The following is a 25,075-nucleotide window of genomic DNA, read 5'->3' as shown; positions in this document are numbered from 1 at the left end:
GATCACCCGCAATCATCCGCCGCCCGGCCCTCGCGCCGGGCCGGCAGCCCGGCGCCCGGCGGCGCCGGCGCGCACGCCAAACGCCATGCCCAAATCCCGACGCCTTGCCCTGCTCTGCCTGAGCGCCCCCTTATGGCTCGCCGCTTGCGCCAGCATCACGCCCACGCGGCAGTTCGATGCCGGCGAGACCGCCCAGGCTCGCGACCTCAGCGGCCGCTTCGCCGCCAACTACGTGCGCTATGGCCGCGATGAAGGCGTGCAGGGCAGCTTCCAATGGCATGAGCAAGGCCGCAATGTGCGCCTGGACCTGATCTCGCCGCTGGGCCAGACCCTGGCGGTGGTCACCTCCACGCCTTCTGGCGCCACGCTCGACCTGCCCAACCAGCCACCGCGCAACGCGCCCGAAGTCGATACCTTGCTGGAGGAAGCGCTTGGATTTTCGCTGCCGGTGGCAGGCCTGCGCGACTGGCTGCACGCGCGCCCCGCACCCGGCAGCCCGGCGCGCACCACGCGTGACGACAGCGGACGGCTGGCTACCCTGGCGCAGAACGGCTGGACCGTGCGCTACGTGACATGGCAGGAAGCCGCGCCCACAACGCCCACGACGCCATCCACGCCGGCCATGGCGAGCCCGCGCCGCATCGACCTCGCGCGCGACGGCGCAGCCAACCCGCTCTCGGTACGCCTGGTCATCGATCCGGAGCAAGCACAATGAGCACGGCCCGCACCCTGCCTCCGCCTGAACTGCGCGACTGCGCGGCGCCCGCCAAGCTGAATCTCTTCCTGCATGTGACCGGGCGCCGCGCGGACGGCTACCACACGCTGCAGACGGTTTTCCAACTGGTGGACTGGAGCGATACGCTCGACTTTTTCCGCCGCGATGATGGCCGCATCGAGCGCATCAGCGACGTGCCGGGCGTACCGGCGCAGAGCGACCTGATCGTGCGTGCCGCGCAGGCCTTGCAGCAAGCTGGCGGCACCCGCTTTGGCGCGGACATCGCCATTGCCAAGCGGCTGCCGATGGGCGGCGGCATCGGCGGCGGATCATCGGACGCGGCGACCACGCTGCTGGCACTGAATCATCTGTGGGGGCTGGGCCTGGGACGCGACGAACTCAAGCGCATCGGCCTTTCACTAGGCGCCGACGTGCCGTTCTTCGTGCATGGAGAAAACGCGTTCGCGCAAGGGATTGGCGAGGAACTGACGACGGTCGAATTGCCTGAAAGCTGGTTCGTGATCATCCATCCGCGGCAGCATGTTCCGACCGCTGCAATTTTTTCGGACAAGCGCTTGACAAGGGATACGGCGATCACCATAATAGCGGACTTCACTGGATGCACAAACAAGTTCGGTTTCGGTCGCAACGACCTGGAAGCGATAGCAACAGTGAAGTTCGGCGAAGTTGCCCGAGCCCTTGAATGGTTGAGACAGTACAGTCCACATGCAAGGATGACCGGTTCCGGAGCCTGCGTGTTTGCACGATTTAACGACGAGCAAACTGCGCAGCAGGTACTAGACCGGTTGCCTCCCGAATGGGATGGCAGGTGTGCGAAGAGTTTATCGCAACACCCACTCGCAACGCTCGCATAAAGTTTTTTCGTTCGGCGTCGCAGGCAGTTGAATGTGACGATGGACGTACCCGGTTGTGTAGGGGAGTCGCCAAGTTGGTCAAGGCACCGGATTTTGATTCCGGCATTCGAAGGTTCGAATCCTTCTTCCCCTGCCATTACATCCTACAGTGTCCTTACGGACCTGCACGAAAAGCTGCCGGCACTAGCCGGCAGCAATCGTTCCCCCTCCAGTAGCAAGACAGGTGCACCGAATGAGCAGCGAAGGCTTGATGGTTTTTACCGGCAACGCCAACCCCAAACTCGCGGAGGCTGTCGTTCAGCACCTCGGCATCCCGCTCGGGAAGGCCCAGGTCGGTCGGTTCTCCGACGGCGAAGTCCAAGTTGAAATCCAGGAAAATGTTCGCGGCAAGCACGTCATCGTGCTGCAGTCCACCTGCGCGCCGACCAACGACAACCTGATGGAACTGATGGTGATGGTCGATGCGCTCAAGCGCGCTTCGGCACGCAGCATCACTGCCGCCATGCCCTACTTCGGCTATGCCCGCCAGGACCGCCGCCCGCGTTCAGCACGCGTCGCGATCTCGGCCAAGGTAGTCGCCAACATGCTGGAAGTTGCCGGCGTCGAGCGGGTCCTGACCATGGACCTCCACGCCGACCAGATCCAGGGCTTCTTCGATATCCCGGTTGATAACATCTACGCCTCCCCGGTTCTGCTGGGCGACMTGCGCGAGAAGAACTACGGCAATCTGCTGGTGGTCTCGCCCGACGTCGGCGGCGTGGTGCGCGCCCGTGCGCTGGCCAAGCAGTTGAACTGCGACCTGGCCATCATCGACAAGCGTCGTCCCAAGGCCAACGTGGCCGAAGTGATGAACATCATCGGTGAAGTCGACGGCCGCAACTGCGTGATCATGGATGACATGATCGACACCGGCGGCACCCTGTGCAAGGCGGCCCAGGTGCTCAAGGAACGCGGCGCGCTGAAGGTATTCGCTTACTGTACCCACCCGGTCCTGTCCGGCGGCGCGGCAGCCCGCATCGCCGACTCCGAACTGGATGAAGTGGTGGTGTGCGACACGATTCCGCTGCGCGACGATGCAATCCAGTCCGGCAAGATTCGCCAGCTCTCGACCGCATCGCTGCTGGCAGAGACCTTTACTCGGATCGTCAAGGGCGACTCGATCATGTCGCTGTTTGCCGATTCCTGATAGAATTCAAGGCTTTACCGCGTTTGCGGCTGTTTTCGGGGTAAGACCCCGGTTACGGCACGTGGCGAGGTTCATCGGGCTGTCTGGTCGCGGACAGCCCTCTTACATTTGGAGTCATCATGAAAGTAGTAGCCTTCGAGCGTAGCGTACAGGGAACGGGTGCGAGCCGCCGCCTGCGCAACGCCGGCAAGACCCCCGGCATCATCTATGGCGGCGCAGCCGAGCCCAAGATGATCGAACTCGATCACAACGCACTGTTCCACGCGCTGAAGAAAGAAGCATTCCACTCGTCGATTCTCGACCTCGAAGTGGAAGGCAAGGCTGAAAAGGCTCTGCTGCGCGCGCCGAAGGGCGTGAGCGCCATCACCCACGGTGACGAAAACCCCGCCATCGCCAGCATCTCGCTGCCGGCCGGCGGCGTGTCGGAAGCTGCCGAAGGCGAAACGCCTGCTGCCTGAGTATCCTGAACGCGGCCTTTGGGCCGTGCAACAGGACGGCTCTCGCAGCCGCAAGAAAAAACCGCCGGCGCGTCCGGCGGTTTTTTTTCGTCCCGGGGTTCGCGTATGCTTGGCTTCTGGCAGCACTTTCGCGCCCCTCTCAACCAAGTAGTGCAACGCATGATCAAACTCATCGTCGGCCTCGGCAACCCCGGGGCGGAATACGAAGCCACGCGCCACAATGCCGGCTTCTGGCTGGTCGACCAGCTGGCCCGCATGGGCGGCGTCACCCTGCGCGTGGAAGGCCGCTTCCACGGCCTGGCAGCGCGCGCCCGGCTGTGGGACCAGGAGATCTGGCTGCTCAAGCCGTCCACCTTCATGAACCGCTCCGGGCTGTCCGTGGTGTCGCTCGCGCGCTTCTACAAAATCCTGCCGGACGAGATCGTGGTGGCCCATGACGAGATGGACCTGCCCTCAGGCACCGTCAAGCTCAAGCGCGGCGGTGGCGCGGGCGGCCACAATGGCCTCAAGGATATTTCCGCACACCTGACCACCCAGGACTACTGGCGCCTGCGCCTTGGCGTCGGCCATCCCCGCAATTCGGCGGGTGGCGGCGGCGAGCGCGAGGATGTGATCAATTTTGTGCTGAAGCCGCCGCGCCGCGAGGAGCAGCAGGCCATCGACGAGGCCATCGACCGCAGCATCGCACCGCTTGGGTTGCTGGCCAAAGGCGAGTCCGAGCGCGCCATGCTGGAACTGCATACGAACCGCTGAACGGCTCACGCGGATAAAAAAAAGCCCCATCACCGCGAAGGTAATGGGGTTTTTTTGTGCTGCGAGCTTTGTGCCGCAAGCCGCAGTGGGAGCTCAGGCTACCCGTTTGGCCGCCGTAAGGAGACGGTAGCGATCCATCAGGATCTCGCGCGTCTCAATGCGGTTGGGATCGTGCGGGATGCAAGCCACAGGACAAACCTGCTGGCATTGCGGCTCGTCGAAGTGCCCAACGCATTCGGTACATTTGTTGGGGTCGATCTCATAGATCTCGGGCCCCATCGAAATGGCTTCGTTTGGGCACTCCGGCTCACAAACGTCGCAATTGATGCAGTCGTCGGTGATCAATAGTGCCATGGTGTTTCCTTTGAACCCAACATGCCCCGCGCCCGACTGGCCGCGGCCGACATGTCGCAAGACTCTATTTTATTCCGTTTTGCTGCCGATCTTTTCCGCAAGCCAGCGTTCGACCGAGGGGAACACAAACTTGCTGACATCGCCGCCAAGCACCGCGATCTCCCGCACGAAGGTGCCGGAGATGAACTGGTACTGGTCGGACGGCGTCAGGAACATGGTTTCCACGTCCGGCAGCAGGTAACGGTTCATGCCCGCCATCTGGAACTCGTACTCGAAGTCGGAAACCGCGCGCAAACCCCGCACGATCACGCGCGCATTGTTCTTGCGGACAAAATCCTTGAGCAGGCCGGAGAAACCTTCGACGCGCACATTGGGATAGTGGCCCAGGACCTCACGGGCGATGCCTATGCGCTCTTCCAGCGAAAAGAACGGGCGCTTGTTGGGGCTATGCGCCACGCCGACCACGAGCTCATCGAAGATATTGGATGCTCTGCGCACCAGATCCTCGTGGCCCCGGGTCATTGGGTCGAAAGTGCCGGGATAGACCGCGACGACCATGCTTCCTCCTTGTTCTGCCCGCCGCCGGTCCTGGATGGACCGATCGACCCCGCCCACTATGGTGAGGGCTGGAGCCAAGGCTGCGTGACGAGCGTTGGCGACAGCGGCGTAGTGTAACTCTAAATGCGGCACTTGCAAGCCGCCACATCGCGGTTTTGCCGCGCCGCCGCATCTTGCGTGCAGGTGGCCGGCCGCAATGCTCGCAGCCACCGGCCCTTCAAAGGTTCCTGTGCTGCAGCAAATGGAAGTGCACCGCGCCGGCCCGAGCATGCCGCACGATCTCCAGCGCCGCTGGCACGGGCGCGTCGGGGCCGATCAGGGCGCGATCCGTTTCCACATACACGGCACCGCCCGGACGTGACAGCCGCGCCGCATGCTCCAGCGCGGGACCAAGCCAGTCTTCGGCAAAGGGCGGATCGAGGAACACCACGTCGAAGCTGGCCGACGGCATCTGTGCCGCGGTCGCGAATGCATCACCTTGCACCACCCGGATCTGCTGGGCGTCGAGCCGGTACTGGTTGTCGCGCAGCTGCTTGGCCACGCGCGGATTGGCTTCGACCATGGTGACCTGCTGGGCACCTCGGGAGGCGGCCTCGAAACCGAGTGCACCGGAGCCGGCAAACAGGTCTAGGCAAGCCAGCCCCGACATGTCCTGCCCAAGCCAGTTGAACAGGGTCTCACGCACGCGGTCAGGGGTGGGACGCAGGCCTTCGGCGTCGAGCACGGGCAGCGGCGTGCGCTTCCACTTGCCGCCAATGATGCGGACCTGGGCAGGAGACTGCCGCGGCGAGGGGGATGGAGATCGCCCGCTGGCAGCAGGCGAGGGAGATCGGGTACGCGAATTCATGCCGTGATTGTAGAGCCTGCGGCGCGGAAAAGCGCAAGCGCCGGGAACGGCTCCCGGCGCCCGCATCTGTCACTGCGTTATTCCGGTCCACCCACGATGACGGTCGCCATGGCGTCCGGGAACACGTGGCGCTGGAAGGCGTCGCGGACCTGGGTACGGGTGACCTTGCCGATCTGAGCGGTCCACGTGTCAAGGTAGTCCAGCGGCAGCCCATACCAGCCGATATTGGCGACATTGGTMAGYAGCTTGCGGTTGCTGTCGATACGCAGCGGGAAGCCGTTGACCAGATTGTCCTTGGCGGCCTTCAGTTCGGTGTCGGTGGGGCCTTCCGCCACGTACTGCGCCAGCACCTTGCGCACCAGCGCCAGCGCTTCGTTGGTCTGTGCCTTCTTGGTCTGCAAGCCGATGCCGAAGGGTCCTGCCTGCTTGGCCGGTGCGAAGTAGCTGTCGACGCCGTAGGTGAGGCCGCGCTTTTCCCGCACTTCATCGGTCAGGCGCGAGCTGAAGCCGCCGCCGCCGAGCACGTAGTTGCCCACCAGCAGGGCAAAGTAGTCGGGATCACCACGCGCGATGGCGGGCTGACTGATGGCTACCGTAGCCTGCTGCGCCGGATGCGGCACGCGCTGCTCGCTGGCCGGGATCTTGAGCTGCACGGGGGGCATCGTGGGGGGCGTGGCGCCGGCCGGCAAGCCACGCGTCAGCTGCTCGGCAATGGTTTCGGCCTGCTTGCGGTCGATGGCGCCGATCAGCGTCACGACGGCACGCGACGCCGCGAAATTGTCCCGCCAGAAGCGCTCAATATCGGCTCGCGTGATCGATTCGACGCTGGCTACGGTCGGCGCCACGCCGTACGGATGCGACGGATAGATCGCACGCGACACCATCTTGTCGGCGATCACGCCGGGCTTGGTATCGGCCTCGCGGATGGCGGTGATCAGGCGTTGCTTCTCGCGCGCCACCACGGCATCCGGGTAGGCCGGCGCCTTGATCAGCTGCCCGGCCAGCGCGAGCGACTGGCTGAGCTCCGGCTCGGAGGTCAGCGTGCGCAGGCCGATGCCGCCGCGATCGCTGCTGGCGGCGCCGCCGAAGTCGGCGCCGGTGTCGGCGAAGGCATCAGCCACCTGCGCTTCATTGCGGGCCGGCTGGCCATCCTGCGCGGCCGCGCCCTTGTCGAGCAGGGCCGAGGCGAGCGTGGCAAGGCCTGCCTTGCCGGCCGGGTCGTAGCGGCTGCCGGCGTCGAAATCCATATTGACGTCGAGCATGGGAATGGACGGGCTGCGCACGAAATACACGCGGGCGCCGGTGGAGGTGGTCCACTGCTCGATCGGGATCGCAGCCAGTGCGGCCTGCGAGGCGACCAGGGCAAGCGCACCGCAAGCCGCGCCTGCCAGGCGGCGCAACAGGCGTGGCGACGGGATCGTCGGGGCAAAGAGAGGCATCTTGGGTCCTGTCCTCTAGAGCGCTCAGCGGAGCGAGTCGGCGGCGGCCGGAGCCTTCGCCTTGTTCGGGTCGATCGGCTGCGGCAGCAGGATCGCCACGGTCAGGTTATCGTCGTTGAAGTACTTGCCCGCCACCGCCTGCACCTGTTCCGGCGTGACGGCCTTGATCTTGTCGAGCATGCGGTCGAGCTGGCGCCAGGAAATGCCGGCGATCTCGGCCACGCCGATCTCCATGCCCTGCCCGAACACCGAGTCGCGCTTGTAGATCTGCGCCGCCACCACCTGCGCCTTGACCCGCTTGAGCTCTGCGGGCGAGACGCCTTCGCGCGCAATGCGGGCGATCTCGTCGCGCAGCGCGCGCTCGATCTCCTCGGTGGTATGGCCGGTGGCCGGCGTGCCGTCGAGCACCATCAGGGACTCGCCGCGGTTGATGCTGTCGTAGCCCACGTTGACGTCATCGGCGATGCGGCGCTCGCGCACCAGATCGCGCGTCAGGCGGGCGTTGTCATAGCCATTGAGCACCGCAGATAGGACTTCCAGGGCGTAGGGATCGACGTCCTTCTCGACATCGTGCAGGCGCGGCACCTTGTACGCCATGACCACGTAGGGGTTCTCGGCCGGGGCCTTGACCCAGATCCGCTTGATGCCCTTCTGCGCCGGCTCCAGCTGGTTCTTGCGCAGCGGCAGCGGGCGGGCCTTGAGCTTGCCGTAGGTGCGCTCCGCCAGCGCCTTGACCTCGGCCGCCGTGACGTCGCCCGTTACCACCAGCAGCGCGTTGTCGGGCACGTACCAGTTCTTGTACCAGGCCTGCACGTCTTCCACGCGCATGTTGACCAGGTCGGCCGGCCAGCCGATTACGGGATGCCGGTAAGGCCCGGCGGTGTAGACGGTGGCCAGCAACTGCTCGTAGACGGTGCCGCGCGCGGAGTCGTCCGTGCGCAGGCGCCGCTCTTCCATCACGACCTTCATTTCCCGCTCGAACTCATCCTTCTTGATGATGAGGTTGGCCATGCGGTCGGCTTCCAGCTCCATCATCTTGGGCAGGTACTGCTTGCTGATCTGCTGGTAATAGAGCGTGAAATCGCGGTTGGTCATGGCGTTCTCACGCCCGCCCAAAGCTGCGATCTGCTTGGAAAACTCGCCTGGCCCGACCTTTGGTGTACCCTTGAACATCATGTGTTCAAGCATGTGCGCCACGCCAGTGGTGCCACTGACCTCGTCCATGCCACCTGCGCGATACCAGATCTGGTGAGCTACGGTGGGCGCGCGATGGTCTTCCTTGACGATGACCCGCATGCCGTTGGACAGACTGAACTCAGTGGTATTGGCCTGCGCAGCCGCAGTTTGCGCTGCGGAGGCCTGGCCGGTCGGCAACGGCGGCGCCACTACGGCGGTCTGCGCATAGGCAGCGCCAAGCCAGGGCATCGCGATCAACAAAAGGGTGGGAACGAGGCGCCGGGAGAAAGCGGCCGGGCGAATAGCGCCGGCGCCGGCAAGAAGCGAAGCGGTACGGGCGGCGCCCGACCTGGACCTGACAGCACAATGGTTCATGCGACCCCGTCTGCTAGAATTTTGGCGATTGATTCTACCGGGGTATTGACCCCTTTCCCAATGTTTAGTTTCTGGAAGAAGCGCAAGGCCGAACCGGCCAGTGCGCCGCCCGAGGTGCAAAGCCCGGCGCCCGCCGCCACACCGGCCGCGGCGCCCGCCAGCGCGCCAACCCCCACTCCCGCGGCCGGGCCTGCCCCGGCCGCCGTCGTATCCGTGCGGCCAACCGCCATTCAGCCAGTCCAGAGCGTGACTCCGGCCTCTGCCGAGGAACTGGTCCTGACCCCGCCGCCGGCCGCCTCCGCCGAAGCCAAGCGCGGCTGGATGCAGCGCTTGCGCACCGGGCTGTCCAAGACCAGCCGCAATCTGGGCACGCTGTTTGTTGGCGTCAAGGTCGACGAAGACCTGTTCGAGGACCTGGAAACCGCCCTGATCATGGCCGACGCCGGCGTCGAGGCCACCGAGCACCTGCTGAGCGCGCTGCGCCGCCGCGTCAAGACCGAACGCATCGATACCGCCGAAGGCGTCAAGGCCGCGCTGCGCGAGCTGCTGACCAACCTGCTGCGCCCGCTCGAGAAAACCATGTCCCTGGGCCGCGAGCAGCCGCTGGTGATGATGATCTCGGGGGTGAACGGTGCCGGCAAGACCACCAGCATCGGCAAGCTGTGCAAGCACTTCCAGAGCTATGACCAGTCCGTACTGCTGGCCGCGGGCGACACCTTCCGCGCCGCCGCGCGCGAGCAACTGACCATCTGGGGCGAGCGCAACAACGTCACCGTGGTATCGCAGGAGAGCGGCGACCCGGCCGCGGTGATCTTCGACGCGGTCAACGCGGCACGCGCACGCGGCATCGATATCGTCATGGCCGATACCGCGGGCCGCCTGCCCACGCAGCTGCACCTGATGGAAGAGCTGAAGAAGGTCAAGCGTGTCATCGCCAAGGCGATGCCGAACGCGCCACACGAATCGCTGCTGGTGATCGACGCCAACACCGGCCAGAACGCGCTGTCCCAGGTCAAGGCGTTCGACGACGCGCTGGGCCTGACCGGACTGATCGTGACCAAGCTCGACGGCACCGCCAAGGGCGGCATCCTGGCCGCGATCGCGCGCCAGCGCCCGGTGCCGGTCTACTTCATCGGCGTGGGCGAGAATGTCGAAGACCTGCAGCCCTTCAACGCCGAGGAATTCGCCGACGCGCTGCTCGGCTGAGCTGCCCGCCCGGCTCGCCAGTAAAAAAGCCCCGCAATCGCTTGCGGGGCTTTCTACTTTTTGCGGCCTGCCAAACCTGGCGCGGCAGCTTATTCGGCGTCCGGCTGCGCCTTGGGCTCGGCCTGCTGGAACGCGGGCAGCGCCATGCAGGAGTCAAACACCTTGGCAATGGCCGGGTAGCGGGCCACGTCGATATTGAAGCGCTGCGCGTTGAACACCTGCGGCACCAGGCAGATATCCGCCAGCGTCGGCGTATCGCCAAAGCAGAAACGCCCTGCCTTGCCCGAGCGCACGAGGTTGGTATTGACCGACTCGAACCCCAGCTCGACCCAGTGGCGATACCACGCGTCCTTGGCCTCCTCCGCCACGCCCAGCGTGTGCTTGAGGTACTTCAGCACGCGCAGGTTATTCAGCGGATGGATCTCGCACGCGACCTCCAGCGCCAGCGCGCGAATGTAGGCGCGGTCGAGCGCGCTGCCCGGCAGCAGGGGCGGCTCGGGGTGCGTCTCGTCGAGGTACTCGACCATCGCCACGGACTGGATCAATACGTGATCGTCATCCAGCAGGGTCGGCACCAGCGCGTCGGGGTTCAGCGCCCGGTAGGCCGGCAGCAGTTGCTGGCCGCCGTCGCGCAACAGATGCACCGGCATGTACTCGTAAGGCAGGCCCTTCAACTGCAGGGCAATGCGTACCCGGTACGAGGCGGAGCTGCGAAAGTAGCTGTAAAGCTTGAGCATGGACTCAGACTACCTTGACGGTGAGCTCGCCCACGCCTTCGATCTTGCACAGCATGACATCGCCCTTGACCACCGGGCCCACGCCTTCGGGCGTGCCGCTGTAGATCAGGTCGCCGGGTTGCAGCTCGAACAGCTTGGAGAGATAAGAGACCATCTCGGGCACCGACCAGATCAGGTCCGACAGGTCGCCGCGCTGCTTGTCCACGCCGTTGACGGACAGCGTGACCGCGCCCTTCTCCGGATGGCCGATGGCGGACACCGGCACGATCGGGCCGATCGGGGCGGACTTGTCGAAGGCCTTGCCGGTTTCCCAGGGGCGGCCGGTCTTCTTCGATTCGTTCTGCAGGTCGCGGCGCGTCATGTCGAGGCCGAGCGCGTAGCCGAACACGTGGCTCGCGRCATCCGCCTCGGCGATGTCCTTGCCGCCCTTGCCGATGGCAACGACCAGCTCCACTTCATAGTGGCAATTGCTGGTGCCCTGCGGATAGGGGAAGGCGCCTTCGGTGCCGTCGGCCACATAGCTCACGGCGTCGGCAGGCTTGCAGAAGAAGAACGGCGGTTCGCGGTCGGGATCCGAACCCATTTCAAGGGCATGGGCGGCATAGTTGCGGCCCACGCAGTAGACCCGGCGCACCGGGAACTGAGCGCTGCTGCCGCGCACGGGCACGCCAGTGGGCGCCGGCGGGGCAAATACGAATTCGGTCATCCATCTCTCCAAGCATATTCTGTGTTTTAGACTGCGCGCCAGCATGCTGGCGTCGCCAGTAGACGCCCTGCCGCGCAGCAGGGCAATAGCATACACCGGCGGTTCTGGCCGCGTACGCCGGCAGCTATTGAATCCGGGAAACCCCGCAATACAATTAAAAGCATCTCGGCGCGAATCTTGCATGGCAAGAGGCATTCCAAGTGACGCCATGAACAGACGCCCCCCAGCCCCCTCCACCCCGACGAGTCCCGCCAGCCCCGCGCCCGCCGCGTCGGGCTCACGCGCGCTGCGCATCTTGCTGGTGCGCGACCCGCATGACGAGGATCCGCTCAATATCGAGACGATCCGCGCCGGGCTTGTGTCTGCGGGCTTCACGGACATCGAAACGGTGGACGCCGACCTGCGGCTACCCGACGCCATCGCCGCGCGGCAGCCGGACCTGATCATCATCGMCTCGGAGTCGGCCGCGCGCGATACGGTCGAACATGTGTGCGTATCGACCCAGCACGCGCCGCGCCCCATCGTGCTCTTCACGGACAACGACGACGCCCAGCGCATCAAGGCTGCGCTGTCTGCCGGCATCACTGCCTACATCGTCGATGGCCTGCGCGCCGATCGCGTCAAGACCGTGCTGGATGTGGCCTATGCGCGCTTCGAACTAGACCAGGAACTGCGCGCGGAGCTTGATGCCACGCGGCTGCAGCTGGCCGAGCGCAAGGAAGTAGAGCGTGCCAAGGGCCTGCTGATGAAGGAGCGCGGCATGACCGAAGACGAGGCCTACAAGCGGCTGCGCAGCATGGCGATGGAGCGCGGCATCAAGCTCGTCGAGGCGGCGCGGCGGGTCATCGATGTGATGAGCTAAGCCCCGAACAAACCACGATCGGGCGCCTCGATGCGCCCCCGCACGCGCTTGGTGCAATGCACAAGGATGGCGCGACCGCATCACCTTTCACGCACCGGCAGCGCACGGACGCCGCCTCGGCGCGCCCGCTTCTGGCTCCTTGCCCGCCCTCGCCGGCCGTCAGCCCCCGGCAACAGCCCTCCCGACCCTTGGCACGCGGCTTGCGTAATCGAAGCATCGGCCAACGACGGCCGATCACATACCGATGTGCGCCGCCAACGACGGCTGCGCCGCATCACGGGACAACGGCGTCCTGACCTGCCCCCCGCATTTCTGGCGAAAGCGGAGCAGTTCAGGACGCTTTTTATTTGGAGCCGTGTCAATGCCCTCTCGCCTGAAGATTGCCAAGTCGCTGCACGCAGCAGTTGCCACCGACGCCAGCACCACGGGAGCCGATGCGGTGCCCGCCAGCAACGGACGGCGCCGCGCCCTGGCTACCATCGCCGGCGCCAGCGTGATCACCCTGGTCGATCCCCTGGTACGCGCAGGTGCATGGGCAGCAGGCTCCGACGCGCCGGAAAAACCGGAGGTGAGGATCGGCTTCATCCCGCTGACGGACTGCGCCTCGGTCGTGATGGCCGGCACGCTCGGCTTCGACAAAAAATACGGCATCAAGATCACGCCCACCAAGGAAGCCTCCTGGGCCGGCGTGCGCGACAAGCTGGTCAATGGCGAACTCGATGCGGCGCATGTGCTGTACGGGCTGATCTATGGCGTGCAGCTTGGCATTGGCGGCCCCAAGAAAGACATGGCGGTGCTGATGAACCTGAACCACAACGGCCAGGCCATCACGCTGTCATCCAAGCTGGCCGAGAAAGGCGTCAAGGACGGCGCCAGCCTGAAGGCGCTGATGATGAAGGAAAAGCGCGAGTACACCTTCGCCCAGACCTTCCCCACCGGCACCCATGCCATGTGGCTGTACTACTGGCTGGCKGCCAACGGCATCAAYCCGMTGMAGGACGCCAAGGYCATCACCGTGCCGCCGCCSCAGATGGTSGCSAACATGCGYGTSGGCAACATGGACGGCTTCTGCGTGGGCGAGCCCTGGGGGGCGCGTGCCATCGCCGACAAGATCGGCTTTACCGCGGAGACCACGCAGGCGATCTGGAAGGATCACCCGGAAAAGACCCTGGGCACCACGGCAGAGTTCGTGCAGAAGTATCCCAACACGGCACGCGCGATGGTGGCTGCCGTGCTCGATGCATCGAAGTACATCGACGCATCGGCCTCCAACCGCCGCAAGACCGCCGAGACCATTGCCGCGAAGTCCTACGTCAACACCGACATGGACATCATCCTGGACCGCATGCTGGGCCGCKATAACAACGGCCTGGGCAAGACCTGGGACGACCCGGACTCGATGAAGTTCTACCAGGACGGCGCCGCCAACTATCCCTTCCTCTCCGACGGCATGTGGTTCCTCACGCAGCAAAAGCGCTGGGGCTTGCTCAAGGATCACCCTGACTACCTGGAAGTGGCGAAGAAGGTCAATCGCATCGACATCTACAAGCAGGCCGCTGCGGCCGCGCAGGTGCCGCTGCCCAAGAGCGACTTCCGTACCGCGAAGCTGATCGACGGCGTGGTGTGGGATGCCAGCAAGGACCCCAAGGCCTACGCCGACGGCTTCAAGATCAAGGCCTAACGCACACGCGCCCCGGCGTGATTCCGATTTTGATTGCCGCTTGAACGCCGGCGTGGCGACACGCCGGCTACCGAAGGAGCCTGACGTGAATGCACTAGCCCAGCCGGCCCCGCATGCCGCCAACCAAGCCGCGCCCGCCGATGCCGGCACCACTGCCGAGGTTGCCGTGGTTGGCGACCAGCACGCCCATGAACGCGCCGAGCGCCGCGCGCTCGCCGCGCAAGCCGAGGCCCGCCGCGCGGCGCTGCGCGACGCCATCACCGCCGTGGTGCTCAAGGTGATGCCGCCCGTCGCGGGCTTTGCGCTGTTCCTGCTGATGTGGCACGGCATCGCCACCATGATCCCCGCCATCCCCACGCCGGCCGGCACCTGGCATGCCGCCGTGCCGCTGTTCGCCGACCCGTTCTACCGCAACGGCCCCAATGACCAGGGCATCGGCTGGAACGTGCTGGCATCGCTGGCGCGCGTGGCGGCGGGCTTCGGGCTGGCCGCATTGATCGGCATCCCGGCCGGCTTCGCGCTGGGCCGCTTCGCCTTTCTCAACGCGATGATGGCGCCCATCATCAGCCTGCTGCGCCCGGTCTCGCCGCTGGCTTGGCTGCCCATTGGCCTGCTGCTGTTCAAGTCGGCAAATCCGGCGGCGATCTGGGCCATCTTCATCTGCTCGATCTGGCCGATGGTGATCAATACCGCGGTGGGCGTGACCCGCGTGCCGCAGGACTACCTGAACGTGGCGCGCGTGCTCGACCTTTCCGAATGGAAGGTGTTCACCCGCGTGCTGCTGCCCGCCGTGCTGCCGTACATGCTCACCGGCGTGCGGTTGTCCATCGGTACCGCCTGGCTGGTGATCGTGGCCGCGGAAATGCTCACTGGCGGCACCGGCATCGGCTTCTGGCTGTGGGACGAGTGGAACAACCTGAAGGTGGAACACATCGTCATCGCGATCTTCATCATCGGCATGGTCGGGCTGCTGCTCGAATACGCGCTGCTCAGCCTGGCCAAGCGCTTCAGCTACGGCAACTAGGACGCCAAGTCGCAAAGACGCAAGTCGCTACCCGCGCCCTGGCGCCCTGGCGCCCAAGGAGAAGCTCATGGAAAAGTTCGTCCGTATCGAAAATGTCGGGCAGACCTTCAAGACCAAGAAGGGGCCGTTCGTCGCCCTGCGCGATGTCAACCTGACCATCGCCAGCGGCGAGTTCATTACGCTGATCGGCCATTCGGGCTGTGGCAAGTCCACCTTGCTCAACCTGCTGGCCGGGCTGGACCGGCCCAGCGCCGGCGCGCTGATCTGCGCCGAGCGCGAGATCGCCGGCCCCGGCCCGGATCGGGCAGTGGTGTTCCAGAATCATTCGCTGCTGCCCTGGCTGACCTGTTTCGACAACGTCTACCTTGGCGTGGAGCGCGTGTTCGGCGGCAGCGAAGGCAAGGCGCAACTGAAGGCCCGCACGCACGACACGCTGGCCTTGGTTGGCCTGACGCATGCCGAAGCCAAGTATCCGCASGAGATCTCGGGYGGSATGAAGCAGCGCGTGGGCATCGCCCGGGCGCTGGCSATGGAGCCCAAGGTGCTACTGATGGACGAGCCCTTCGGCGCGCTGGATGCGCTCACCCGCGCGCAGCTGCAGGACGAATTGATCAAGATCGTGGCGAAGACGCGCAGCACGGTGGTGATGGTGACCCACGACGTGGATGAAGCGGTGCTGCTGGCCGACCGCATCGTCATGATGACCAACGGCCCCGCGGCCACCATCGGCGAAGTGCTGAAGGTGGACCTGCCGCGGCCACGCGAGCGCATGGCGCTGGCCGAAGACAAGGATTACCACGCATGCCGCACGGCAGTGCTGGACTTCCTGTACCGCAAGCAGCGCAATCCCGCCCTGAAGGAAGCCGCCTGAGCGGGAGCGATGACGGGCCAGCCGCTGCCGCGCGCGACGCGAAGCCGAGCCGGCACCGCGGCTGTCATGGGCACGGCCGGCCCGCTCCGCTATCATGGACTTCAAACAACATAGTCCCAACCCGCCATGACCACCACGCCTACCTCCCCTGCGGCCCCCGCCGCCCCTGCCTTCGCTGCCGCGAAGTACATCAAGGAAATCGGCCGGGGCGTCAATGGCGCCCGCGCGCTGCCGCGCGAAGATGCCCAGGCGCTGTTCGATGCCATGCTGGCAGGGCGCGTGGCCGATATCGAGCTGGGCGCGGTGCTGATGGCCTATCGCATCAAGGGCGAGGCCCCGCACGAGCTGGCCGGGATGCTCGATGCCGCGCACGCCCATTGCCTGCCGCTGGCCGGCCCGGCGGACCGCGTCGTGGTGTCAATCCCCAGCTATAACGGCGCGCGCAAGCAGCCTAACCTGGTGCCGCTGCTAGCGCTGCTGCTGGCGCGCGAGGGCATTCCGGTGCTGGTGCACGGCTCCCGCCAATTCAACGGGCGCGTCACCAGCATCTCGCTGTTCGAGGCGCTGGGCATCATGCCTTGCAGCTCCGTGGCGCAGGCCGAATCCCAGCTGCGCAGCAAGGATGCCCAGCCCGGCCCRCTGGCGGTGCTGCCGATCGACGTGCTGTCGCCGGCGCTGGCCSSSATGCTSGACARGCGCATGCAGATCGGCTTGCGCAACTCTGCGCATACGGTGGTCAAGATGCTGCAGCCTGTGGGCGCGCACAGCCCGGCCGAGGCGCTGCGGCTGTATAGCTACACCCACCCCGAGTACCGCGAAACCCTGACCGATTATTTCTCGCGCGAGCCCGCCAATGTGCTGCTGGCGCGAGGCACCGAGGGCGAGGTGGTCGCGGATGCCCGGCGCAACAGCCGCATCGACTGGCTGCACGACGGGCATCAACGCACCTTGGTCGACCCGACGTCGGGCTCCATCGTTGAAGTGCCGGAATTGCCGCCCGGCAGTGACGTGGACCAGACCGCGGCCTGGATCCGCCTCGTGCTGGACGGCAAGGCGCCTGTGCCTGCCCCGATCGCCACGCAGATCGACGCCATCCGCGACTGCCTGCAGCAAGGCACGCGCGTGGCCTGGGCCAGCCCGGTCTGAGCCTGGCCCGGCAAGCAGGGGCCTTTAGCGCTTGCGCGGTGGCAGCGGAATGCGGTCGCTCTCGCCCGGCACGCGCGGGAACTGGTCATCCTCCCAGCGTTTGGAGGCTGCTTCGATTGCTTCCTTGGTGCTGGCAACGAAATTCCAGAAGATGAAGCGATGGCCGTCGGTCGGGTCGCCGCCGAGCAGCATCACGCGCGACGCCACCTGCGCCGTCAACGTCACCGGCTGGCCCGGCACCAGCACTGCCAGGTGCCGCTCGGGCAACACTTCGCCGTCCAGGGCGATGGTGCCGTCCGCCGGGTAGATGCCGCGCTCGGCGTGTTCCGCCGGAATCTCCAGGCTGGCGCCCGCGTCGAGCTCAATGGCCACGTAGAGCGTGCGGCTGAACACCTTCACCGGCGCCTCGGCGCCAAACGCATCGCCCGCAATCACCGTCATGCGTACGCCAGGGCGCTCCAGCTTGGGCAGCGTCGCGGCCGGATGGTGATGAAAGGACGGCTCGACGTTCTCGTACTCCTTGGGCAGCGCCACCCAGGTCTGGATGCCGTGCAGGCGCGGCCCGGCATCGCGGGCGGACTGGGGCGAGCGCTCCGAGTGCGCGATGCCGCTGCCAGCCGTCATCCAGTTCACGTCGCCCGGCCTGATGACCTGTTTGCTGCCCAGGCTGTCGTGGTGAAGGATCTCACCCTCGAACAGGTAGGTGACCGTGGCCAGTCCGATGTGGGGATGCGGGCGCACATCGGCGCCTTCTCCGGGCGGCATGGCCACCGGGCCCATGTGGTCGAAAAAGATGAATGGGCCGACAGTCTGGGTTGCCGCGGCGGGCAGCAGACGGCTCACGGCAAAGTCGCCGAGGTCACGGGTGTGCGGCTTTAACAAGTGCTCGATAGCAGACATGATGTTCCCCGGTTTGGTCGATGCTGGCGCTCAGCACCACTGAGACAAATGAAAAGAGTGTAGCTGCTAGCGAAACACAGCATCTCAACTGGCGACAGAACCGGCAGGGCCAGTGGCCCTCTAATCATGGTCGGATCGTTCGCGCACCCGCGTGAGATAGTGGCCTCGTCACATTCCGCAAGATGTCGGATTAAAATACTATGTAGAATAACCATTCGATTACCAGGAACTATCAACCCTATTGGTACTCCAACTTAGCAGTCCCCCGGCTTGAGTGCTAATATGTGTTGCAATGCAGTGCGAGACCCCAAAAAGGGCCGCACAAGCGGGCAACCCACCCGCCGGATGCGAAAGGAGCAATCGAGTGAACGCAGTCCTATCTGCTGACCAAACCCAAATGACCAACCGTCTGCCTACGGTGCCGCAAGGCGCCGGGACGTTTGCGCTGACCTTTCCCGGAACGCTGGGAAATATCGACAGCTATATCCAGGCTGTCCACCGTATTCCCCTGCTTACCCCCGAGGAAGAGCAGCGGCTCGCGCGCGAGTTGCGCGAGCATGATTCCGTCGATGCTGCGCGCCGCATGGTGCTGTCGCACCTGCGCCTGGTGGTGTCCATCGCCCGCCAGTACCTCGGCTATGGCCTGCCCCACGCAGACCTGATTCAGGAAGGCAATATCGGCCTGATGAAGGCTGTGAAGCGCTTCGACCCGGATCAGGGCGTGCGGCTGGTGTCGTATGCGATGCACTGGATCAAGGCCGAGATCCACGAATACGTGCTGAAGAACTGGCGCATGGTCAAGGTGGCTACCACCAAGGCTCAGCGCAAGCTGTTCTTCAACCTGCGCAGCCACAAGCAGGGTGCCCATACCTTCACGCCGGAACAGATCGACGCGGTTGCGCGTGAGCTGAACGTCAAGCCGGAAGAAGTGATGGAGATGGAAACCCGCCTGTCGGGCGGCGACCTGGCGCTCGAAGGGCAGATCGACGATGGCGAAGAGGACTTCGCGCCCATCGCCTACCTGGCCGACAACCACAATGAGCCCACCCGCGTGATCGAGGCCCAGCGCCACGACCGCCTGCAGGTGCAAGGCCTGGAAGAAGCGCTGTCCAAGCTCGACGACCGTAGCCGCCGCATCATCGAGGCGCGCTGGCTGCAGGTCAACGACGACGGCTCGGGCGGCTCCACGCTGCACGAACTGGCTGACGAATTCGGCGTTTCCGCCGAACGCATCCGCCAGATCGAAACCGCGGCGATGAAGAAGATGAAGGGTGCGCTGCAGGCTTTTGCCTAAGACTTAAGCGCGCCAAAAGTAGAACAGGGCCGGTCGCGAGACCGGCCCTGTTTTATTTTGCCTGCCGGCTTCGCCGCCGGCGGCTCGCCTCAGGACAGCAGTTGCTTGAGGTCGTGCACGATCGGCTCCGGCCCCTGGCCGTGGCGGATAAACAGGCGCAGCTTGCCGCTCGGGTCGAACACATAGCTGCCCGCCGAGTGATCCATGGTGTAGTTGTTCGGGGACGTGCCCGGCACCTTGGCGTAGAACACCTTGAAGTCCTTGGCAACCTTCTGCAGCGCGGCATCGTCGGCCGGGCGCATGCCCAGGAAGCGCGGATCGAAGGCCGGCACATACTGCGCCAGCAGCGCCTGCGTATCGCGCTCCGGATCCACCGTCACGAACAGCACCTGCACCTTGTCGGCGTCCGGCCCCAATTGCTCCATCACCGCCTTGAGCTCGGCCATGGTGGTCGGGCACACGTCAGGGCAATGCGTATAGCCGAAGAACATCACTACCGCCTTGCCCTTGAAGTCGCCAATGGAACGCACCTTGCCGTTGTGGTCGGTGAGGACGAAGTCCTTGCCGAACTCACTGCCGCCGGTGATATCGACGTTCTTGAAGGAAGCCTTCTGCTGGCCGCATGCCGCCAGCAGCAGCGCGCACAGGGCCAGCAGGCAAAACCGGCGGAAGGTCGCGAAGGTGGGGAGGAAGCCTGAAGGGAAGTGGTTTGGCATGCGAGTTCGGGTGGTGTTGGCCAGCCGGCGCCGCCCGGCAGGCGGCTGGACGCGACAAGGTCACATTAACAGATGACACGCAGTATCGCCGATCGAGGCCGTCACGCGCGCAGGCCGCGACAAGATGCCGCAAGCCTGTGCGCCCCGCTCAGGCCTGCGGCAGGAACTTGAAGTAGTGATCGACCAGCAGCGCGGCGAACAGCAGCGAGAGATACAGGATCGAGAAGCGGAAGGTGCGTTGCGCCAGCGCATCCGAGTAGTTGCGATACATCTTCCACGAGTAGGCCAGGAACCCGCCCCCCAGGATCAGCGCGGCCGCCAGGTAGATATAGCCGCACATGCCGTACACAAAAGGCAGCAGCGTGGCCGCGATCATGATCAGCGTGTACAGCAGGATATGCAGCAGCGTGAAGCGCTCGCCGTGCGTCACCGGCAGCATCGGCAGGCCGGACTTGGCGTAGTCGGCACGGCGATACAGGGCCAGGGCCCAGAAGTGCGGCGGCGTCCACGTGAAGATAATCAGCACCAGGAACCAGGCTTCCGCCGGCAGCTCGCCCGCGACCGCAGCCCAGCCCAGCGCCGGCGGCATGGCGCCGGACAGGCCGCCGATGACGATGTTCTGCGGCGTGGCCGGCTTGAGCAGGATGGTGTACACCACGGCGTAGCCAACGAAGGTGGCCACGGTCAGCCACATGGTCAGGTCGTTGGTGTAGACGTGCAGCAGCCACATCCCCGCCCCGCCCAGCACGGCGGAGAACACCAGCGTCTGGATGGTGGTGATCTCGCCGGTGGCCGACGGGCGCCACGCGGTGCGGCGCATCAGCGCGTCGACCTTCTGCTCCACCAGGCAGTTAATGGCGAAAGCGRCACCTGCCAACAGCCAGATGCCGGCGGCACCCCCGATCAGCACCGGCCACGGCACCATGCCGGGTGTGGCGAGGAACATGCCGATGATGGCGCAGAAGACGGCAAGCTGCGTCACCCGCGGCTTGGTCAGGGCGGCGTACTGGCGGACCAGGTGGCGAACCCGTCCGAAGGGATGTGTGTGGGTAGCTGTAACCACTGGGGAGTTCTTGTCTTTCATGTGGCGCGCGCGGCGGCCGGCACGTCGGTAGCAATGTCAGCGGACCGGGCCGCGAGCCCTATATTGTAGTTGAGGCGAACCAGGAGCAGCAGCAAGACCGCCGCGCCGCCGTTATGCGCCACCGCGGCGCCCAGCGGCCAGTCGAACACGATGTTCGACAGGCCAGTGGCCAGTTGCAGCGCGAGAAAGCCCAGCAACCAGCCGGCACTGCGCGCAAGGCCGCCAAGGCGGCGTGCCTGCAGCCCGAACCAGGCCAGGAAAGCCAGCACGACGAAAGCGAAGCCGCGATGCACCCAATGGATCGCCACCAGGGCCGAATGCGGGATGTAGTCGCCGTCGGCGGTCATGCCGAGCTGGCGCCACAACGTGAAGCCGTGGCGGAAGTCCATGTCCGGCACGAGCTGGCCGTTGCACAGCGGAAAGTCGGTGCAGGCCAGCACGGCATAGTTAGTGCTCACCCAGCCGCCCAGGAAGATCTGCAGCACCAGCAAGGCCAGCGCGATGCGCGCCGGCCAGCGCAGCCCCACCGCCTGCGGCGCCACCCGCAAGGGCGGATCGTTGCGCGAGCCCAGCCAGATCAACGCGGCCAGCAGGCTCATGGCAAGCATCAGGTGCGTGACCACAATGATCGGCTGCAGCTTGAGCGTGACCGTAAGGGCCCCGAATGCGCCCTGCACGCACACCAGCAGCAGCACCCCGGTGGCGAACCAGGGCGACTGCTTGAGTTCGCGCCGCTTGACCCAGGCCAGCACCATCAGCGTGGTGATCAGCACGCCGACCGCCAGGGCGAAGTAACGGTGGACCATCTCGATCCACGCCTTGGTGATGCTCACGGGCCCGCTGGGCAAGGCCGTCTCGGCGGCGCGGATAGGCTCCTGTGCCGAGTGCGGGTTGGAGTGGCCATAGCAACCCGGCCAGTCAGGGCAGCCCAGGCCGGAGTCCGTCAGCCGCGTGAAGCTGCCGAACATGATCAGGTCCAGCGTCAGGAAGGCGGTGATCCAGACCAGCTTGCGGTACTTGTTGCGGTCCCCTTTGACCAGCACGTAGCTCAAGGGGAACAGCGCGATCAGGACGCCGATGATGGCGAGTTGGAGCAGCATGCGCGCCTCACCCGATGTGAGAGTACTTGAGCAGCTTCTTCAGGTCGGAGCTCATCTTCTTGGGGTCCGGCTCCTTGGGGAAGCGCATCATCAGGTTGCCCAGCGGGTCGATCAGGAACAAGCTGTCCTCGATCCGGGCACCCGGTTCCGCCGGCAGCCATTTCTGCATGGCCTCGCGGTTGGCGCGCAGGAAGCGCACGCCGGCATAGGGCTCGTTGTAGGCGGCCGACAGGCGGGAATCGATCGGGCCTTCGTCACTGATCAGCCACACCGGCACGATGCGCTCGCGGTCCTGGCCCTGCCCCGCGCGGATCTGGCGGATGGTGAACAGTTTCCTGGCGCAGGCTTCGTCGCACGCCGCGCCATCCGCCGTCACCAGCAGCCACTTGCCCTTGAAACTATCCAGCGGCACGGACTCGGCACGCTCGTTGCCGATCTGAATCGCGGGCATGGGGCGCTGCGGCTCGATMAGCGTCCCGTAGTTGGTGGAACCGCCCGCCGGCTTGAACACGTAGTACGTCAGGTAGGAAGCGATGACAGGCGAAGCGCACACCAGCAAAAGCAGCAGCATCTGGATGCGGCCGCGACGGGTGCGGGCGTCGATGCGCGAGTCTTGCGGCGCGGCGCGGGCGGCCTGGGCCGAAGCGGGATCTGGCTGTTGCATAGTGTTTCGTCTGTCTGTCGTCTGTCTGTCGTTAGGGGCGGTTGCGCTCATCTGACCGCAACGCGCCGCTGTGGTTCGTAGGTGATACGGGTGCCACCCGCGAGAATGCTCAAGCCGTCATGCGGGCAGCGCGCCGCCAGCTCAACGCCAGCAGCAGCACCAGGGTCAGCGCCGCCAGCCCGAACCACTGGAAGGCATAACCATAGTGGCGATCCGCGCCGATGTCCGCTGGCGCCCAGTCGCGCGCCAGCCCGTCGCCGTTGTCGTTGCGCTGTTCCAGCACAAAGGGTTGCAGGGGCACGCCAAGCTCCGTTGCGTAGGCAGCGAGATCGACATTCTGGCGGATCTTCTGGCCGGCTTCGGCATTCGCGCCACGGCCCAGGCTGAAGACCCTGGGCACGGTCGCCAGCGCGGTGCCGTCCAGCTCCACCTCGCCTTCCGGCGTCGGGAACGGCGCGATATGGGTGCGATCCTGCGCATCGCGCGGCAGCCAGCCGCGCAGCACCAGCACGGCCGGCGTGGCCGCATCGCCCCCGGCAACCCGCAGCGGCGTCAGTACCATGAATCCGGCACGGCTATCGGTGCCGTTGCCGTGGGGGCGATTGTCCAGCAAAACCGTGTGCGCTGCATCGAAGCGCCCGCGCACACGCACGTGCCGCTCCGCCATCGCGCCACTCACCAGGCTGCGCCCGATCTCCAGCGGCGGCTGGGCGGCCAGCGCCTCAAGGCGCGCGGCCCGCGCCACTTTTTCATGGGCGCGATTCAGCTGCCAGTTGCCCAAGGCACAGGTGACTGCAATCACCACCAGCGCGGCGATGGTGGGCAGCGGGCTCAGTGCGCGCCACAGCTTCACGTACGGCCTCCCTGGCATTTCCCGAGGGCGTTGCCACGCGCGCCGATGCGATAATGGCACTCTATCCCTAGCAKACCCMGCGCTTGCGGGCCCTCCATGCGCATCGTCATCCTCATCGCGTTCTTCCTCATCATCGGTAGCCTGGCCTCCGCCCTGTTCTTCATGATGCGCGACCGCGGCAGGACGCCAAACATGATGCGCTCGCTGATGTTCCGGGTCGGCTTCTCGGTGGCCCTGTTCGTCTTCATCCTGTTCTCGCACTGGATGGGATGGATACAGAGCACGGGCATCCGCATGGCGCCCTGAAGCCGGCGCGGCTACGCCAGGCTCAAACCACAAAAAACAAGCGCCGCAGGCTGGCTACTTCCCCTGCGGCGCTTGTTTTTTGTTGTTCCTCGCGAAGGAGGAGAACCTCCCCCGCGATGCCGCCGGCGTGGCCGGCGGGCACTGCAATCGGGTGTCTTACAGCCAGTACACCACGATGTAGAGGAACAGCCACACCACGTCAACGAAGTGCCAGTACCAGGCGGCGCCTTCGAATGCGAAGTGATGGTCGGGCGTCAACTGGCCCTTGAGCACGCGCACCAGCACCACTGTCAGCATGATCGCGCCAAGCGTCACGTGGAAACCGTGGAAGCCGGTCAGCAGGAAGAAGGTGGAACCGTAGATTCCCGAGGTCAGCTTGAGGTTCAGCTCCGAATACGCGTGGTGGTATTCGTACACCTGGAAGCACATGAAGATCGCGCCCAGCAGGATGGTCAGCACCAGGCCCTGGATCAGCTGGCTGCGCTTGTTGGCGAGCAGCGCATGGTGCGCCCAGGTCAGCGTCACGCCGGACATCAGCAGCAAGGCAGTGTTGATTGTGGGGATCGGCCACGGGCCCATGGTCTGGAAGCTCTCCACGACACCGGCCGGTCCGAGGTTCGGCCATACGGCGGCGAAGTCGGGCCACAGGATCTTGTTGTTCAGGTCGCCGAGCCACGGCATGGCGATGTTGCGGGCGTAGAACAGCGCGCCGAAGAACGCCGCGAAGAACATGACCTCGGAAAAGATGAACCAGCCCATCGACCAGCGGAAGGACAGGTCGATATTCTTGCCGTACTTGCCCGTCTCGGATTCGTTGATCGCCTCGCCGAACCAGCTCTTGAGCACGAACAGGAACCACAGCAGGCCCAGGCCGCACAGGTATGGCCCCCAGGTCTGCCCGTTTACCCAGCCAGCAGCACCCCCAGCCGTCAGCAGCAAGCCAAAGCTAGCCGTGATCGGATGGCGCGAGGGGCCCGGTACGAAGTAGTACGGAGCGTTTGCGCGGTTCGCACTCATTCTTTTTTCTCMAGCTCAGAGTCTCTGATTCAGTAATCGTTATCCGCACATCCAGCCCTGACGAGGCCGGCGGCATGCTTTTGCCCTGCTCTTTTTACTTACTCCTGCCCTGCCCCGTGCTTTGCGCTGCGTGGCCTCACCCTACCACCACACGCACGACCGTGATCAGCAC

27 protein-coding genes and 1 tRNA gene are annotated in these 25,075 nt (G+C 65.3%); 14 read left to right on the top strand and 14 right to left on the bottom strand.

Annotated elements, in window-relative coordinates; translation table 11 throughout:
- The first annotated feature begins 85 nt into the window (after window positions 1-85).
- The 6 genes from lolB to pth all read left to right on the top strand — a co-directional run bounded on the left by lolB (window position 86) and on the right by pth (window position 3,987).
- Window positions 86-715 carry a lipoprotein insertase outer membrane protein LolB gene (gene lolB / locus AC1DS3_RS10735; RefSeq protein ID WP_441632318.1) on the top strand — a complete coding sequence of 210 codons (630 nt, stop codon included), beginning with the start codon at window positions 86-88 and terminating at the stop codon, window positions 713-715.
- Entirely contained in the window at window positions 712-1,590 is an 879-nt protein-coding gene (ispE, locus tag AC1DS3_RS10730; protein WP_441632316.1) for a 4-(cytidine 5'-diphospho)-2-C-methyl-D-erythritol kinase, read from the top strand. The genes lolB and ispE overlap by 4 nt, the downstream gene beginning before the upstream one ends.
- A gap of 59 nt (window positions 1,591-1,649) precedes the next feature.
- Window positions 1,650-1,726 (top strand) — tRNA-Gln (locus tag AC1DS3_RS10725).
- 96 nt (window positions 1,727-1,822) lie between these two features.
- Window positions 1,823-2,776, top strand: a complete 954-nt coding sequence (locus tag AC1DS3_RS10720; protein ID WP_477127145.1) for a ribose-phosphate pyrophosphokinase — start codon at window positions 1,823-1,825, stop codon at window positions 2,774-2,776.
- 119 nt (window positions 2,777-2,895) lie between these two features.
- Complete coding sequence (locus AC1DS3_RS10715) at window positions 2,896-3,234, top strand: hypothetical protein (RefSeq protein WP_477127144.1); 339 nt, start codon at window positions 2,896-2,898, stop codon at window positions 3,232-3,234.
- A gap of 159 nt (window positions 3,235-3,393) precedes the next feature.
- Complete coding sequence (gene pth, locus AC1DS3_RS10710) at window positions 3,394-3,987, top strand: aminoacyl-tRNA hydrolase (RefSeq protein ID WP_441632312.1); 594 nt, start codon at window positions 3,394-3,396, stop codon at window positions 3,985-3,987.
- Between the two features lie 93 nt (window positions 3,988-4,080).
- Here the strand turns inward: pth and AC1DS3_RS10705 are convergent, their stop codons facing one another.
- The 5 genes from AC1DS3_RS10705 to AC1DS3_RS10685 form a co-directional block, all read right to left on the bottom strand.
- Window positions 4,081-4,341, bottom strand: a complete 261-nt coding sequence (locus AC1DS3_RS10705; protein WP_043343403.1) for a YfhL family 4Fe-4S dicluster ferredoxin — start codon at window positions 4,339-4,341, stop codon at window positions 4,081-4,083.
- A 69-nt stretch (window positions 4,342-4,410) separates the two neighbouring features.
- Window positions 4,411-4,899, bottom strand: a complete 489-nt coding sequence (gene coaD / locus AC1DS3_RS10700) for a pantetheine-phosphate adenylyltransferase (protein ID WP_174426608.1) — start codon at window positions 4,897-4,899, stop codon at window positions 4,411-4,413.
- A gap of 217 nt (window positions 4,900-5,116) precedes the next feature.
- Complete coding sequence (rsmD, locus tag AC1DS3_RS10695; RefSeq protein ID WP_183032820.1) at window positions 5,117-5,746, bottom strand: 16S rRNA (guanine(966)-N(2))-methyltransferase RsmD; 630 nt, start codon at window positions 5,744-5,746, stop codon at window positions 5,117-5,119.
- Between the two features lie 77 nt (window positions 5,747-5,823).
- A complete protein-coding gene (locus AC1DS3_RS10690) occupies window positions 5,824-7,185 on the bottom strand; it encodes a M16 family metallopeptidase (RefSeq protein ID WP_441632309.1) in 1,362 nt (453 codons plus the stop codon).
- A gap of 24 nt (window positions 7,186-7,209) precedes the next feature.
- Complete coding sequence (locus tag AC1DS3_RS10685; RefSeq protein WP_441632307.1) at window positions 7,210-8,736, bottom strand: M16 family metallopeptidase; 1,527 nt, start codon at window positions 8,734-8,736, stop codon at window positions 7,210-7,212.
- A 60-nt stretch (window positions 8,737-8,796) separates the two neighbouring features.
- Between AC1DS3_RS10685 and ftsY the strand changes: the two genes are divergently transcribed.
- Window positions 8,797-9,942 (top strand): signal recognition particle-docking protein FtsY, encoded by a 1,146-nt coding sequence (gene ftsY / locus AC1DS3_RS10680; RefSeq protein ID WP_441632305.1) that lies wholly within the window; start codon window positions 8,797-8,799, stop codon window positions 9,940-9,942.
- 89 nt (window positions 9,943-10,031) lie between these two features.
- On the opposite strand, the gene maiA is transcribed toward ftsY, so the two are convergent.
- Both maiA and AC1DS3_RS10670 read right to left on the bottom strand, forming a co-directional pair.
- Window positions 10,032-10,679, bottom strand: coding sequence for a maleylacetoacetate isomerase (gene maiA, locus AC1DS3_RS10675; protein ID WP_441632303.1), 648 nt, complete (start codon window positions 10,677-10,679; stop codon window positions 10,032-10,034).
- A gap of 4 nt (window positions 10,680-10,683) precedes the next feature.
- Window positions 10,684-11,385 carry a fumarylacetoacetate hydrolase family protein gene (locus AC1DS3_RS10670; protein WP_477127143.1) on the bottom strand — a complete coding sequence of 234 codons (702 nt, stop codon included), beginning with the start codon at window positions 11,383-11,385 and terminating at the stop codon, window positions 10,684-10,686.
- Window positions 11,386-11,593: 208 nt separating this feature from the next.
- Between AC1DS3_RS10670 and AC1DS3_RS10665 the strand changes: the two genes are divergently transcribed.
- The 5 genes from AC1DS3_RS10665 (at window position 11,594) to ybiB (ending at window position 16,969) form a co-directional block, all read left to right on the top strand.
- Window positions 11,594-12,247 (top strand): ANTAR domain-containing response regulator, encoded by a 654-nt coding sequence (locus tag AC1DS3_RS10665; protein ID WP_477127142.1) that lies wholly within the window; start codon window positions 11,594-11,596, stop codon window positions 12,245-12,247.
- A gap of 361 nt (window positions 12,248-12,608) precedes the next feature.
- Window positions 12,609-13,928 (top strand): CmpA/NrtA family ABC transporter substrate-binding protein, encoded by a 1,320-nt coding sequence (locus AC1DS3_RS10660; RefSeq protein WP_477127141.1) that lies wholly within the window; start codon window positions 12,609-12,611, stop codon window positions 13,926-13,928.
- Between the two features lie 85 nt (window positions 13,929-14,013).
- On the top strand, window positions 14,014-14,952 hold the full coding sequence (gene ntrB, locus AC1DS3_RS10655; protein WP_441632295.1) for a nitrate ABC transporter permease: 939 nt from the start codon (window positions 14,014-14,016) through the stop codon (window positions 14,950-14,952).
- Between the two features lie 67 nt (window positions 14,953-15,019).
- On the top strand, window positions 15,020-15,823 hold the full coding sequence (locus tag AC1DS3_RS10650; RefSeq protein WP_477127140.1) for an ABC transporter ATP-binding protein: 804 nt from the start codon (window positions 15,020-15,022) through the stop codon (window positions 15,821-15,823).
- A gap of 126 nt (window positions 15,824-15,949) precedes the next feature.
- A complete protein-coding gene (gene ybiB, locus AC1DS3_RS10645) occupies window positions 15,950-16,969 on the top strand; it encodes a DNA-binding protein YbiB (protein ID WP_477127139.1) in 1,020 nt (339 codons plus the stop codon).
- 24 nt (window positions 16,970-16,993) lie between these two features.
- Here the strand turns inward: ybiB and AC1DS3_RS10640 are convergent, their stop codons facing one another.
- Window positions 16,994-17,869: a pirin family protein gene (locus tag AC1DS3_RS10640; RefSeq protein ID WP_441632289.1), complete on the bottom strand. Its 876-nt coding sequence runs from the start codon at window positions 17,867-17,869 to the stop codon at window positions 16,994-16,996.
- A gap of 397 nt (window positions 17,870-18,266) precedes the next feature.
- Here AC1DS3_RS10640 and rpoH point away from each other — a divergent pair, with 397 nt between their 5' ends.
- The gene (gene rpoH / locus AC1DS3_RS10635) at window positions 18,267-19,163 is read left to right on the top strand and encodes an RNA polymerase sigma factor RpoH (RefSeq protein ID WP_006159460.1); all 897 of its coding nucleotides are present in this window, start codon (window positions 18,267-18,269) and stop codon (window positions 19,161-19,163) included.
- Between the two features lie 89 nt (window positions 19,164-19,252).
- Here the strand turns inward: rpoH and AC1DS3_RS10630 are convergent, their stop codons facing one another.
- The 5 genes from AC1DS3_RS10630 to AC1DS3_RS10610 all read right to left on the bottom strand — a co-directional run bounded on the left by AC1DS3_RS10630 (window position 19,253) and on the right by AC1DS3_RS10610 (window position 23,598).
- The gene (locus tag AC1DS3_RS10630) at window positions 19,253-19,879 is read right to left on the bottom strand and encodes an SCO family protein (protein ID WP_441632286.1); all 627 of its coding nucleotides are present in this window, start codon (window positions 19,877-19,879) and stop codon (window positions 19,253-19,255) included.
- Window positions 19,880-20,027: 148 nt separating this feature from the next.
- Window positions 20,028-20,963, bottom strand: coding sequence for a heme o synthase (locus AC1DS3_RS10625; protein WP_477127138.1), 936 nt, complete (start codon window positions 20,961-20,963; stop codon window positions 20,028-20,030).
- Window positions 20,960-22,063 carry a COX15/CtaA family protein gene (locus AC1DS3_RS10620; RefSeq protein ID WP_441632282.1) on the bottom strand — a complete coding sequence of 368 codons (1,104 nt, stop codon included), beginning with the start codon at window positions 22,061-22,063 and terminating at the stop codon, window positions 20,960-20,962. The genes AC1DS3_RS10625 and AC1DS3_RS10620 overlap by 4 nt, the downstream gene beginning before the upstream one ends.
- A 7-nt stretch (window positions 22,064-22,070) precedes the next feature.
- Window positions 22,071-22,727, bottom strand: a complete 657-nt coding sequence (locus AC1DS3_RS10615; protein WP_441632280.1) for an SCO family protein — start codon at window positions 22,725-22,727, stop codon at window positions 22,071-22,073.
- A gap of 109 nt (window positions 22,728-22,836) precedes the next feature.
- A complete protein-coding gene (locus AC1DS3_RS10610) occupies window positions 22,837-23,598 on the bottom strand; it encodes an SURF1 family protein (RefSeq protein ID WP_477109217.1) in 762 nt (253 codons plus the stop codon).
- A gap of 78 nt (window positions 23,599-23,676) precedes the next feature.
- On the opposite strand from AC1DS3_RS10610, the gene AC1DS3_RS10605 reads away from it, so the two are divergent.
- On the top strand, window positions 23,677-23,886 hold the full coding sequence (locus AC1DS3_RS10605; RefSeq protein ID WP_006159466.1) for a twin transmembrane helix small protein: 210 nt from the start codon (window positions 23,677-23,679) through the stop codon (window positions 23,884-23,886).
- Window positions 23,887-24,042: 156 nt separating this feature from the next.
- Here the strand turns inward: AC1DS3_RS10605 and AC1DS3_RS10600 are convergent, their stop codons facing one another.
- Window positions 24,043-24,903: a cytochrome c oxidase subunit 3 gene (locus AC1DS3_RS10600; protein WP_441632276.1), complete on the bottom strand. Its 861-nt coding sequence runs from the start codon at window positions 24,901-24,903 to the stop codon at window positions 24,043-24,045.
- Between the last annotated feature and the right edge of the window lie 172 nt (window positions 24,904-25,075).

The organism is Cupriavidus sp. 01L46, from assembly GCF_056399905.1.
Note: the sequence above shows the minus strand (reverse complement) of the source record. Positions and strands in the feature narration are given on the sequence as shown.